This window comes from Microbacterium atlanticum (assembly GCF_015277815.1).
In the GTDB taxonomy this organism is placed as follows: Bacteria; Actinomycetota; Actinomycetes; order Actinomycetales; family Microbacteriaceae; genus Microbacterium; species Microbacterium atlanticum.
Genome location: NZ_CP063813.1, coordinates 2,221,696 through 2,234,036 on the forward strand (window position 1 = coordinate 2,221,696; position 12,341 = coordinate 2,234,036).

The 12,341-nt window shown below is 72.7% G+C and carries 13 protein-coding genes; 6 read left to right on the forward strand and 7 right to left on the reverse strand.

Features of this window, described 5'->3' with window-relative positions; translation table 11 throughout:
- Window positions 1-66 precede the first annotated feature (66 nt).
- On the forward strand, window positions 67-657 hold the full coding sequence (locus IR212_RS10150; RefSeq protein WP_420488597.1) for a hypothetical protein: 591 nt from the start codon (window positions 67-69) through the stop codon (window positions 655-657).
- A 7-nt stretch (window positions 658-664) separates the two neighbouring features.
- On the opposite strand, the gene pth is transcribed toward IR212_RS10150, so the two are convergent.
- Together pth and IR212_RS10160 are read right to left on the reverse strand one after the other, a co-directional pair.
- On the reverse strand, window positions 665-1,249 hold the full coding sequence (pth, locus tag IR212_RS10155) for an aminoacyl-tRNA hydrolase (protein ID WP_194395809.1): 585 nt from the start codon (window positions 1,247-1,249) through the stop codon (window positions 665-667).
- A 107-nt stretch (window positions 1,250-1,356) separates the two neighbouring features.
- A complete protein-coding gene (locus IR212_RS10160) occupies window positions 1,357-2,004 on the reverse strand; it encodes a 50S ribosomal protein L25/general stress protein Ctc (RefSeq protein WP_194395810.1) in 648 nt (215 codons plus the stop codon).
- Window positions 2,005-2,260: 256 nt separating this feature from the next.
- On the opposite strand from IR212_RS10160, the gene IR212_RS17240 reads away from it, so the two are divergent.
- Window positions 2,261-2,386: a hypothetical protein gene (locus IR212_RS17240; RefSeq protein ID WP_273542092.1), complete on the forward strand. Its 126-nt coding sequence runs from the start codon at window positions 2,261-2,263 to the stop codon at window positions 2,384-2,386.
- A gap of 22 nt (window positions 2,387-2,408) precedes the next feature.
- On the opposite strand, the gene IR212_RS10165 is transcribed toward IR212_RS17240, so the two are convergent.
- On the reverse strand, window positions 2,409-2,888 hold the full coding sequence (locus IR212_RS10165) for a gluconokinase (RefSeq protein ID WP_194398638.1): 480 nt from the start codon (window positions 2,886-2,888) through the stop codon (window positions 2,409-2,411).
- 190 nt (window positions 2,889-3,078) lie between these two features.
- Here IR212_RS10165 and gndA point away from each other — a divergent pair, with 190 nt between their 5' ends.
- Entirely contained in the window at window positions 3,079-4,686 is a 1,608-nt protein-coding gene (gene gndA, locus IR212_RS10170; RefSeq protein ID WP_194395811.1) for an NADP-dependent phosphogluconate dehydrogenase, read from the forward strand.
- 72 nt (window positions 4,687-4,758) lie between these two features.
- On the opposite strand, the gene IR212_RS10175 is transcribed toward gndA, so the two are convergent.
- A complete protein-coding gene (locus tag IR212_RS10175) occupies window positions 4,759-6,108 on the reverse strand; it encodes an FAD-binding oxidoreductase (RefSeq protein ID WP_194395812.1) in 1,350 nt (449 codons plus the stop codon).
- Window positions 6,109-6,203: 95 nt separating this feature from the next.
- Here IR212_RS10175 and IR212_RS10180 point away from each other — a divergent pair, with 95 nt between their 5' ends.
- The 3 genes from IR212_RS10180 (at window position 6,204) to IR212_RS10190 (ending at window position 9,731) form a co-directional block, all read left to right on the forward strand.
- A complete protein-coding gene (locus IR212_RS10180) occupies window positions 6,204-7,193 on the forward strand; it encodes an SDR family oxidoreductase (RefSeq protein ID WP_194395813.1) in 990 nt (329 codons plus the stop codon).
- 181 nt (window positions 7,194-7,374) lie between these two features.
- Window positions 7,375-8,103 carry a response regulator transcription factor gene (locus IR212_RS10185; RefSeq protein ID WP_194395814.1) on the forward strand — a complete coding sequence of 243 codons (729 nt, stop codon included), beginning with the start codon at window positions 7,375-7,377 and terminating at the stop codon, window positions 8,101-8,103.
- 26 nt (window positions 8,104-8,129) lie between these two features.
- Complete coding sequence (locus tag IR212_RS10190) at window positions 8,130-9,731, forward strand: sensor histidine kinase (RefSeq protein ID WP_194398639.1); 1,602 nt, start codon at window positions 8,130-8,132, stop codon at window positions 9,729-9,731.
- Here IR212_RS10190 and IR212_RS10195 read toward each other — a convergent pair.
- Genes IR212_RS10195 through IR212_RS10205 form a run of 3 tightly spaced genes read right to left on the reverse strand, consistent with a single transcriptional unit; the run spans window position 9,725 to window position 12,340 of the window.
- Window positions 9,725-11,287 carry an FAD-dependent oxidoreductase gene (locus tag IR212_RS10195; RefSeq protein WP_194395815.1) on the reverse strand — a complete coding sequence of 521 codons (1,563 nt, stop codon included), beginning with the start codon at window positions 11,285-11,287 and terminating at the stop codon, window positions 9,725-9,727. The genes IR212_RS10190 and IR212_RS10195 overlap by 7 nt on opposite strands.
- A gap of 1 nt (window position 11,288) precedes the next feature.
- Window positions 11,289-11,444 carry a hypothetical protein gene (locus IR212_RS10200; protein WP_228479264.1) on the reverse strand — a complete coding sequence of 52 codons (156 nt, stop codon included), beginning with the start codon at window positions 11,442-11,444 and terminating at the stop codon, window positions 11,289-11,291.
- Window positions 11,441-12,340: an FAD:protein FMN transferase gene (locus IR212_RS10205; protein ID WP_194395816.1), complete on the reverse strand. Its 900-nt coding sequence runs from the start codon at window positions 12,338-12,340 to the stop codon at window positions 11,441-11,443. Before IR212_RS10205 ends, IR212_RS10200 begins: the two co-directional genes overlap by 4 nt.
- Window position 12,341 lies beyond the last annotated feature (1 nt).

Consider the following 12,341-nt stretch of genomic DNA (forward strand, 5'->3'; position numbering starts at 1 on the left):
CTACGGTGCACGCCGGACACCCGCGCCTCGAGGTCACCGGCCGACGGCCGGGCCACTGCTCCTAGGATGAGTCGCGTGAGCGAACCCTCGCGACCGGCGTCGGCCCCGTCCCGACCGCCGCAGAACTGGTCCCCGCCCGGCACCGCGCCGTTCGGGCCTCCGTCCGCGGCCGCGTACGCGCCGCCTCCCGGCTATGCGCCGCCCACCGGCTTCGGCGTGGCGCCGTCCGGGGCAGCGCCGTTCTCGCCGGCCGGGGCCGCCCCTCCGCGTCGCAGCGGCGCGCTCGGGATCGTCGCACTCGTCCTGGCCGTGGTCGCCGCTGTCGGCGCGAGCCTGCTCGCAGCGGCGGCCGCCTTCAACATCGGGCTCGGCGCGGGGCGCGAGATCAGCGGCCGGCCGGTCACCGCCGACTTCGACTGGTCGATCCTCACGCCGGTACGGGACTGGGTATTGCTGGGCGAGATCGCCTTCTGGGCGGGCACCGTCCTGGGGCTCTGGGCCCTCATCCAGGGGACGGTCGCCATGGTGACCTCACGAGGCCGCGGCGCGGGCATCGCCGCCGTGATCGTCGCGGCCCTCGGACCCGTCGCCTTCGGCGTCACCGTGCAGGCGCTGCTGGGAGCCGGCCTCACCGCAGGGAGCGGGATCGGCGGCTGAGCCGGCGTCAGGCCCGCGGCGCGTGGTGCTTCTGCTGCGCGGCGAGCAGTCCTTCATCGACCAGCTGCTCGACGGCGTCGGCGGCATCGCCCACGAGGACGGGGAGGTTCTTGCGCTCGGCCGGTCCCCACGCCTCCAGCACCCAATCGGCCGGGTCCTGGCGTCCAGCCGGGCGCCCGATGCCGACGCGCACCCGCGCGAAGTCCGGGGTGCCCAGCGCCCTGGCGACGTCGCGCACGCCGTTGTGGCCGCCGTGGCCACCGCCGACCTTCAGCTTGATGGTGTCGAACGGGATGTCCAGCTCGTCGTGGATGACGACGACGCGCTCCGGTTCGATGCCGTAGAACTTCGCCAGGCCCGCGACGGGGCCTCCCGACACGTTCATGAACGTGTTCGGCTTGGCGAGCACCAGCTTGGCGCCGCCGGGCCGCAGCCACGTCTCGGCCACCCGCGCGTTCGCCCTGTGCGCCTTGAAGGAGTCGCCGCGGCGCCCGGCGAGTTCGTCCACGACGAGCTGGCCGACGTTGTGGCGGGTCGGCTCGTACCGGGGTCCGGGGTTGCCCAGGCCCACGATCAGCCACGCCTCTGCCATGACGTCCCTCCTGCCCGACCGGTCGGTCGGTCGGGATCGCGCTCGTCGGGAGGTGCGACGAGGGGGCGCGGCATCCGCACCCCCTCGCCGGAACAGCCCTCCGAGGATTACTCGGACTCGCTCTCGCCGGCCGGGGTCTCGGCGGCCTCCGACTGCTCGGCGGCGACCTCGGCGTCGGCCTCGGCGATCTCGTCCTCGGCGGCCAGCGTCGCAGCGGGCACCGAGATGGCGACGACCAGCATCTCCGGGTCGGCGGCGAGGGTCGCGCCGCGGGGCAGCGTGAGGTCGGCGGCGGTGATGTGCGTGCCGTCCTCGAGGCCCTCGACGTCGACCTCGACGTGCTCGGGGATGTGGGTCGCCTCGACCTCGAGGGTCACGGTCTGCGCGTCGAGGTTGGCGATCGTGCCGGCGAAGGGCTCGCCGTGGACGATGACGGGCACCTCGACCTGGACCTTCTCGCCCTTCTTGACGACGAGGAGGTCGATGTGCTCGATGATCTGGTGCACCGGGTCCTTCTGGACGTCCTTGACCAGCGTCAGCTGCTCCTTGCCGCCGAGGTCGAGCTCGAGCACGGCGTTGGCGCGGCGGACGAGCAGCGAGACCTGGTGGCCGGGCAGGGCGACGTGGACGGGGTCGGTGCCGTGGCCGTAGATGACGGCGGGGATCTTGCCGGCGGCGCGCAGGCGGCGGGCGAAGCCCTTGCCGAAGTTCTCGCGAAGCTCGGCCTGGACCTTGGTGTCGACCTCAGTGGACATGGTTCTCCTTGCGGGCATCGGCCCGTTGTGTGCTCGGCCCGCGAGGTGGCGGGACCGTGGGTATGGGGGTGTCTTCGACTCGAACGCGCGCGCGTGAGGAAAGCCCGGGGGCCCGCATCACCGCGTCGATCACGGATGCCGCAGCCCGCCGTGACCGCCGGGCGCGAGGCATCCCTCGCCGAAGTTCGACATGAGTCTACCAGCGCCCCCGCTACGATGAGGAACGCACCGACGTCCCGCTCACACGGAGGACCCCATGGAATACGGCTTCTGGTCTCACGCCCTGCTCTGGCTGATCGGCGCGATGGCCGCGGTCGGCGCCATCGGGACGGCGCTGGCGTTCTGGGGCCTCGGGCGTCAGGCGTACCGCAACAAGGACTGAGCTCCGGCAGCCGGGCCTCCGGCTACCGCACCCTCGCGTAGCGGCGGAGCGCCTGCTCGGCGGCATCGACGACCTCCGCCAGCGGCGGGTCGCCCGCCACGACCACACCGGGCTCGTCGGGTTCGAGGTGCTCCAGCGTCTGCAGCTGGGAGGCGAGCAGCGACGACGGCATGAAGTGCTCTCGGGTGGCCATGCGCCGCGCCAGCTCGCGGGTGGACACGCGCAGCTCGACGAAGACGGTTGCGGGCGCGCTGTCGAGGATCCGCTCGCGATAGCGGCGGGCGAGCGCCGAGCACGCCACCACCGCTCCCCCGGTCTCGTGCAGCTTCCCGGCCACGATGTCGAGCCACGGCATGCGATCCGCGTCGTCCAGCGGCGTCCCCGCGGCCATCTTCGCGACATTCGCCGCGGGGTGCAGGTCGTCGGCGTCGATGAACCGAAAGCCGAGGCGCTCGGCCAGCGCGCTGCCGACCGCGGACTTGCCCGAGCCGCTCGGGCCCATCACGACGATGCGCGAGTCGGGGGCGACGGCTGTTTCTGCGGTGCGCGGCGCGATCACGTCGCCACGCTAGCCCACGGGTGCTCGGCGGTCACAACCGCGTGCGGTCCCCCGTGAGACTCCGGCCGCTGCGGCGTAACACGGAGCCGCCAGACTCTAGGCTGAAAGCGACGACTCAACCCCAGGAGCACGTGTGTCATCCAACGATCCTTCGCTGACCGGCGAGCAGGCCCAGACCAACATCTCGACGGATCAGGACCAGGCTCCTGATGTGGCGGCCACCGCGCACGAGGCCGCGCCGGCGCCGGAGGACGTCGCCCGTCCGACCCCTCAACCGGAGGGCCCCGAGGGTGTCGTCGCGGCGACGGCGAACATCGGCGTCGTCGGCCTGGCGGTGATGGGCTCGAACCTGGCTCGCAATCTGGCCTCGCGTGAGGGCAACACCGTGGCGGTGTTCAACCGCAGCCGCTCCAAGACCGACGAGCTGACAGAGGCGCACCCGGAGGCGCAGTTCGTGCCGGCATTCTCCTACGAGGAGTTCGCCGCGAGCCTGACCAAGCCGCGCACCGCGGTCATCATGGTCAAGGCGGGGCGCCCGACCGATGCGGTCATCGACTCGCTGGTGGAGGTGTTCGAGCCGGGTGACATCATCGTCGACGGCGGCAACGCGCTGTTCACCGACACCATCCGCCGCGAGAAGGCGGTCCGCGAGACGGGCATCAACTTCGTCGGCGCCGGGATCTCCGGCGGCGAGGAGGGCGCTCTCAACGGTCCGTCGATCATGCCCGGCGGCTCGGACGAGTCCTGGGTCACCCTCGGCCCGATCCTGCGCTCGATCGCGGCGGTCGCCGAGGGTGAGCCGTGCGTCACCCATGTCGGCCACGACGGCGCCGGGCACTTCGTGAAGATGGTGCACAACGGCATCGAGTACGCCGACATGCAGCTCATCGCCGAGGCGTACGACCTGATCCGCCGCGGCACCGGCAAGACACCCGCCGAGATCGCCGACGTGTTCGCCGAGTGGAACACCGGGGAGCTGGAGTCCTACCTCATCGAGATCACCGCGGAGGTGCTGCGCCAGACGGACGCGGCCACCGGCCGGCCGCTGGTGGACGTCATCGTCGACCAGGCCGGCGCGAAGGGCACCGGCGCGTGGACGGTGCAGACCGCACTGTCGCTCGGCGTGCCGGTCTCCGGCATCGCCGAGGCCACCTTCGCCCGGTCGCTGTCGTCCCACCCGGAGCAGCGCGAGGTCTCCCGCGACCTGCCCGGCCCCGCCGAGGGCCTGCAGGTCGACGACGCCGACGCGTTCATCGAGGACGTGCGCCTCGCGCTGTACGCGTCCAAGATCGTGGCCTACTCGCAGGGCTTCGACGAGATCCGCGCCGGCGCCGCCGAGTACGACTGGACCATCGACCTCGGCGCGGTCGCGAAGATCTGGCGCGCCGGCTGCATCATCCGCGCCCAGTTCCTCAACCGCATCGCCGACGCGTACCAGGCCGAGCCCGACCTGCCGGTGCTGCTGACCGCACCGTACTTCGCCGACGCGCTCGGCCGTGCACAGGGCGCGTGGCGCCGCATCGTGCAGGCGTCCGCCGGCGCCGGCACCCCCGCCCCCGCGTTCTCCTCCTCGCTGGCGTACTACGACGGCCTCCGCGCCGAACGCCTGCCCGCCGCCCTCATCCAGGGACAGCGCGACTTCTTCGGCGCCCACACCTACAAGCGCATCGACAAGGAAGGCACCTTCCACACCCTGTGGTCCGGCGACCGCACCGAGATCGAAGCCGAAGACACCCACTGACCACCGGCGCGCGCCCGCTCGGGCGTGCGCGTCCGAGGGCGGATCCCCACCCGGGGATCCGCCCTCGGCGTCTCAGGCGCCGTGCCCCTCGGCGTCCGGTCCCGGCTGCACGTTGTGGTTGCGGCAGAAGACGTTGCCGGGGTCCCACGCGCGCTTGACCGCCGCCAGGCGCGCCATCGTGGCCGGCGGATACATCCGCGCCGCGTACGAGGGGTCGACCGTCACAGCGAAGTTGCCGTACACGCCCGAGCCCTGCGCCTCGATGGCATCCCATGCCGCAAGCGCCCGCGCGCGGGCGTCGTCGTCGACCATGCCGGGGATGTCGAAGGCTCCGGCCATCGCGAACCACGTCGCGCTCCGTGCGGGGAACGCCGAGTCGTCCTGCGCGACGTCGCCGAACGCCCCGCCGAGCGATCGCAGCAGTACCACGGAGGCCGGACTCGCCTCGCGGAACGAGGCGATCCGGTCGATGGCGTCGTCGTCGAGGTCTGCCACGAGCGTGTTGCCACCGAGGAAGCCGGGCATGGGGTGCTCCGGGTCGAACTCGGGGGCGTCGAGCAGCACATCCGGATAGCTCTGCATGCCGAAATCGCGCTCGGACACGCCGGGCGCGGTCGCCAGCGGAGCGAGTACGCGTCGCGCCGCGGCCTCGTCGGTGCCGATCCACACCGCCGTCACCGTGGCCCCGGCGGGGGCGTTCGGGTCCATCGGCGGGATGTCCATGTAGGTCACGGTGAGCTCACGCGGGGCGTCGGCGAGGACGTCGCGCATCACCTGCAGGGCGGGGCGCGCATCGCCGTCGATGGCGAAGACCGCGTGCACCACGCCGTCCAGCCGGTGCGCCTCGAAGTCGAAGCGGGTCACGACGCCGAAGTTGCCGCCGCCCCCGCGCAGCGCCCAGAGCAGCTCGGGATGCGAGGCATCCGTCACCTCCACCACGTCGCCGCGCGCCGTGACGAGCTGCGCGCCCACCAGCTGGTCGCAGGCGAGGCCCCACGACCGCACCATCCAGCCGATGCCGCCGCCGAGCGTGAGCCCGCCGACACCCACCGATGCCGTGTCGCCGGAGCTGATCCCGAGGCCGTGCTCGGCGAGCGCGTGGGCGACCGCGCCCCATCGCGCACCGCCACCGATCCGCACCCGGGTGCCGTCGACCGAGATGTCGTCGAGGGCGGAGATGTCGAGGGTGAGGCCACCGGGCACCTCGCCCCACGCGCTGTGGCCGCCGCCGCGGATCATGACCTCGAGCCGTTCGGCCGAGGCGTAGCGGATCGCGCCCCTCACGTCGTCGACGGAGGAGGCGCGGATGACGGCGGCGGGCGAGCCGATGCCGGAGTGGAAGCGACGCGCGGACTCCCACTCGGGGTCGCCCGGACGGATGACGGTGCCGACGGAGCCGGCGCTGAGGTCGTCGATGCTCATGGGCGCCAGACTAGGGCGCGGGACCGACATCGCGCACCGGGTGAGGCAGCGGGCTGCGGCCCTCGTCCCCTGCGGCCGGGGCTAGGCTCGCGAGGGTGACGAGCATCCTCTACATCGGCGGTACCGGAACCATCAGCGCGGCGTGCGTGCGCCGCTCCGTCGCCCTCGGGCACGATGTGGCGGTCCTCAACCGCGGCAGCGGCCGACGCCCCCTCCCCGCGGAGGCGGAGCTGATCGAGGCAGACATCCGCGACCCCGCCGCGGTGCGCGATGCGCTGGGCGACCGCCGCTTCGACGTCGTCGCGGAGTTCCTCGCCTTCACGCCGGACCACATCGCCACCGATCTCGACCTCTTCGAAGGGCGTACCGGGCAGTACGTGTTCATCAGCTCGGCCTCGGCCTACGAGAAGCCGCCGCGTCGGGTGCCCGTCACCGAGTCCACGCCGCTGCGCAACCCCTTCTGGCAGTACTCGCGCGACAAGATCGCCTGCGAGGACGTGCTCGTCGCCGCGCACCGCGAGCGCGGGCTCCCGGTGACGATCATTCGCCCCTCGCACACGTACGACGAGCGCCTGCTCCCCACGATCGGCGGCTGGACCGACATCGCCCGCATGCGCGCGGGCCGCCCCGTGATCGTCCACGGCGACGGCACGAGCCTGTGGACCATCACGCACAGCGACGACTTCGCCGTGGCGTTCACCGGGCTGCTGGCGAACCCCCAGGCGATCGGCGAGGCGTTCACGATCACCGGGACGCACGCGCCGACCTGGAACCAGATCTACGGCTGGCTGGCCGACGCCGCCGGCGTGGCGGCCCCCGACATCGTGCACGTCGCCTCCGACACGATCGCCACGTTCGCCCCCGAGGTCGCGCCGGGCCTGATCGGCGACAAGGCGCACTCGATGGTGTTCGACGTCTCGAAGGTCACGGCGCTCGTGCCGGAGTTCCGCACGACGATCACCTTCGACGAGGGAGCGCGGCGGATCATCGGGTACTACGACGCGAACCCCGACGCGCAGCGGGCCGACCAGGACCTCGACGCGCTGTTCGACCGCATCGCGGCCCACGCCCGGTCGGCGGGCTGAGCCGCAGCACGCGCGTCAGCCACCGGCCTCCGGCCCATCGCATCCTCGTTCGGCTGACGCACTCTGCGTCCTGCGATCATCGAAGGCCGCCACTTGCGCCACCTGAAGGGTGTGAAGCGTTCACAGCCGGCGCATAGCGGGCTCCATAGGAAGCCCATAGGTCGGGGTCCACAATGGACGCATGAGCACCCCCGCGCCCGCACTCCTGCGCCCCGACGGTTCGAACCTGCGCGTCCTCGTGGTCGACGACGAGCAGATGCTCACGGACCTGCTGTCGATGGCGCTGCGGATGGAGGGCTGGGAGGTCCGCACCGCCGGGTCGGGCTTCGAGGCGCTGCAGTCGGCACGCGAGTTCGAGCCGGACGCGATGGTGCTCGACATCATGATGCCGGACCTCGACGGCATGGCGGTGCTGCAGCGGCTGCGGCAGTCCGGAGACGACGTGCCTGTGCTGTTCCTCACCGCGAAGGACGCCGTGGCCGACCGGGTCGCCGGCCTCACCGCCGGCGGCGACGACTACGTCACCAAGCCGTTCAGCCTCGAGGAGGTCGTCGCGCGGCTCCGCGGGCTCATGCGCCGCGCCGGCACGGCGCATGCGGCCGGAGCGGAGCCGATCCTCCGCGTCGGCGACCTGACGCTCAACGAGGACAGTCACGAGGTCGAGCGGGCGGGTGACCAGATCGAGCTGACCGCGACCGAGTTCGAGCTGCTCCGGTACCTCATGCGCAACCAGCGACGCGTCGTGTCGAAGGCGCAGATCCTCGACCGGGTGTGGAACTACGACTTCGGCGGCCGGTCCAGCGTCGTCGAGCTGTACATCTCGTACCTCCGCAAGAAGATCGACGCCGGCCGCGAGCCGCTCATCCACACCGTGCGCGGGGTCGGCTACATGATCAAGGCGCCCCAGTGACCGATCGGGATCACTCGACCCCGGAGATGGATGCCGCGACCGGCGCAGCTGCGGCCCCCGCGCCGCCGCCCGCCGACGACGCGGCCCCGGCCGGACACGACCGCCGCGCCGGCGAGCTGCCCCGCCGCGCCCCCTGGACGCTGCAGCGCAGACTCATCGTGACGGTCGTCGGCATCACGTCGTTCATCATGGTGCTCGTCGCCGTGGCGACCAGCGCCATCCTGGGCACGGTGCTGGAGGAGGGCCTGAGCAGCGAGCTGCGCTCGACCGCCGACCGCACGGCCGTGCTCACCCGGGGACCCATCGCGGCAGGGCTGACCGCACAGGAGATCCTGGAGCAGCAGCCGCAGCAGCCGGGGTTCCTGCTCGCCATCGAGACGCCCTTGTCCGCACCGACAGCGGCGGTCACCGAAGCCGACGGGACGGTGACCGCGCTCGACGACGCGCAGATCGCCCAGCTCGCAGACGGGCTCCGCGCGAGCGGGCCGCTGGTGGTCACCATCGACGACATCGGCACCTTCCGCATCGAGGCGCGCGACGTCCTGGGCCAGTCCATCGTCGTCGTCGGGCTCGCCCGCGACGAGGTGGCGGCGACGATCGCCCGCATGCTCACCACGATCGGACTCCTGACCGCCGGCGGCCTCGTGCTCCTGGCCGTGGCCACCGCGTGGACGATCCGGGCGGGGCTGGCGCCGCTGCGCGCCGTCGCCGCCACCGCCGAGCGCGTCTCGGGTCAGCAGCTGGACCACGGCGAGGTGTCGATCGTCGAGCGGGTCCCTGCTCGCCAGGCCGACCCTCGCACGGAGGTGGGGCGGGTCGGTGAGGCGCTCAACACGCTGCTGGACCACGTGGACGAGTCGCTCACCGCGCGTCAGCGCAATGAGAAGCGCATGCGGGCGTTCGTCGCCGACGCGAGCCACGAGCTGCGGACGCCCCTGGCGTCGATCCGCGGCTACTCCGAGCTGTCGCTCAAGGCGCTCGGGCTGGGGCCGCGGCCGGAGCCGGGCCCCGCCACCGCCACCCTCCAGACGACCGAGGCGTCGCTCGAACGCATCCAGGCGCAGTCGCTGCGGATGACCTCGCTCGTGGAGGATCTGCTGCTGCTGGCCCGACTCGACGAGGGTCAGGAGCTGGTGTACGGCGCGGTCGATCTCACGCGCCTCGCGATCGACGCCGTGGGCGACGCCCGTCCGACCGGTCCCGATCATCAGTGGCTGCTCGAGGTCGGCGACGAGCCCGTGGTGGTCGCCGGCGACGCCGGCCGCCTCCAGCAGGTCCTCACGAACCTGCTCGCCAACGCGCGCACCCACACGCCCCCGGGGACGACGGTGACCGTGACGGTGACCCGCGACGACGGGACGGCCGTGCTCCGCGTGCACGATGACGGTCCCGGCGTCGATCCCCGCCTGGCCGACGAGCTGTTCGAGCGCTTCTCGCGCGGCGACCGCTCGCGCGCACGCCAGACCGGCGGCACCGGCCTCGGCCTGTCGATCGCGCGCGCGATCGTCGACGCGCACGGCGGCTCGATCTCGGTGGACAGCCGGCCCGGTGACACGACGTTCGAGGTGCGCCTGCCCGCCCGTCCGCTCGACCCCGCCGCCGCGGCGGTGGACGTCGCAGCTCAGTAGCCGCTGAACGCGTCGGTGGTGATCGAGCGGGCGCGCTCGAGCGCGGGCGCGAGCTCGGCGATGAGTCCGGCCGGCCCCGAGATGTAGGCGTGGCGCGAGGCGATGTCGGGGACCACGCGAATCAGTCCGTCGGCATCGAGGCGCACCCCCTGCGCCCACTGCCAGTGGCGAGGCAGATCGGCGGGGCGGTCGCGTGTGAAGACCACCACGCGGGCACCGGATGCCTCGATCTCGCTGCGGAACGCGAGCTCCGAGGCATCCGACGCGACGTAGACCAACACGATGTCGCGCTCGCGGCCGGCAGCCCCCAGGTGCCGCAGCTGCGACACGAAGGGCGTCACGCCGATGCCGGCGGCGACCATCAGGATGGGCGCCGCGTCGCGCTTGGGGAGCAGGAAGTCGCCCCACACGCCGGTGATCGCGAGGTCGTCGCCGGGCTGCACCCGCGCGAGGGCCTTCTTGTAGGAGCTCAGCGGCTTGGTGCTCTTGCCGTCCTTGAACGCGACCTTCAGCAGCGGCAGGTCCTCGGGTGCGGAGACGATGCTGAACTCGCGACGCGTGCCGCGCGCGTCGGGGTGGCGGTGCGGCACCTCGAGCTCGAGGTACTGTCCGGGCAGGAACGCCAGGCGGTCGTGGACGCGGAACGTGAGCTCCTCGACGGTCGGCGTGGGCTCGGACCGGGCGACGAGGGTCAGCCGCACGGCGGTGCGCAGCGCGAACGCGAAGGCGACGAGGTTGCCGATGAGGAGGGCGCGCTCCTGGCCGAGCGTGATGTCGCCGATCGGGATGGGCCACCCGGCGAGCACCCCGACGACCGCCGCGACGGTGAACTGCTGCCAGCGGCGGGGCGGCAGCGTGAGCGGCTCGGACAGCATGAAGGCGCCGAGGAAGAGGAACGGCGAGGACCACAGCACCGGCCACAGCACGTCGAGGATCTGCATCTCGAGACCAGCAGCCTGGGACTGCGCGGCCGTGCGGACGACCGCGACCGCGACGGCCGTCACGAGGAACACCGCCACGACACGCAGCTTCTCGGTGCGCAGCAGCACCGCGAAGCCGAGGACGATGACGGGGGCCGCGAGCGCCGGCGTGCCCACCCACCACGCCGAGGACCCCAGCTGCGGCCAGGCGAGACTCAGCAGCGTGAGGGCGGTGGCACCCACCGCGGCGGGATTGAAGATGTGGCGCCCGCGCCAGGCGAGCACGTACTTCGAGAGTGACGCGACCGCGGCGGCGATGGCGATTCCGGCGAGGCCGGCGAGCTCCAGGGTGGGGCGCAGCACGAACAGGAGGATGTGCGCGGTGATGAGCGAGGACTCCACGCGCCACGGCAGCCCCAGCATCCGCTGGGCGGCGGCGTCCACCCCCGAGCAGACGGCGGCCAGGACCAGCAGGGTCGCGATGAGCTCGACCGGGCCGGGTGCCACGAGGTCGAGCAGCGACAGCACCAGGGCGATCACGGCGAGGGCGGCGAGTGCGATGTAGACCAGTCGGTACATCGAGACGCGGCCGAGCACCGCGAAGACGCGGTTCCAGACGGCGGTGAGGGTGCCCATGTCACACCACCGCGAGAGACGTGAGCGGGGAGCGAGGCCGGTGGACCCGGGCGCCGATCCCGGCGATCAGGGTGATGCTCTCGCGGATGGGCTTGCTGAAGCGATGCGCGTCGTCGCGGGCGACCGCGACGGCGTGTCCGGGGAGGGGCTCGGTCACCGTTCCACGTTATCCGTTCGCACGAACAGGTCGGCGTCGCAGCCGGGAGACCACTCGACGCGGCCGTCGGTCGTCATGCGCACCCACGCCACGTCCCACGCGTGCGCGAGGCGCGGCCCGCTGTCGAAGAACAGCGCGGTCGCCACCGCGTCCGCCGTCATGGCGTCGGGCGCGAGGGCCCACGTCGCGGCGATCGTGCGCACCGGCAGGCCCGTGCGCGCGTCGAGCACGTGGTGCAGCGACGAGCCGGTGGCCGAGAGCCAGGAGCGCCGGTTGACCGCGGACGCGCACAGCGCGGCATCCGTCACCTCCCACACGCCGATCGCACGCCGCGGGTCGAAGGGATGCTCCAGACCGATGCGCTGCGGCCGCCCCCGCACGGCGAGGTCGCCGCCGGCGTCGACGATGACGTCGCCCGCCGCCTCGTCGCGGACCATGTCGAGCACGAGGTCGACGAGCCGGCCCTTGCCGAGTGCGCCGACGTCGATCGTCGCCGGCACCGCGAGCGCGAGCCGGGCGTCGTCCCACGCCAGCACCGCGCGCCAGTCGGCCGGTGCGGCCACCGGTCCGCGATCCTCCAGCGAGTACTGCGGGTCGTAGCCGAGCGCGTCGAGGGATGCCCCGACCAGGGGGTTCACGGCGCCGCCCGTCGCCTCCGACACGGCCGCGAGGGCGTCGAGCATCGGCTGCGCATCGGGCGGCAGGTCCACAACTCCCCCGCCGCGGCCGATACGGGTCACCGTCGAATCCGGGCGGAATCGCGACCACGTGCGGTCGAACGCGTCGATGCGCGAGCGCACCCGGTCACGTGCCGGCGGGGACAGCGGCTGGTCGGTGACGACGTCCCACACGGTGCCGATGGCGTCGAAGCGCCAGGTGGACGGCGCCCCGCTCATG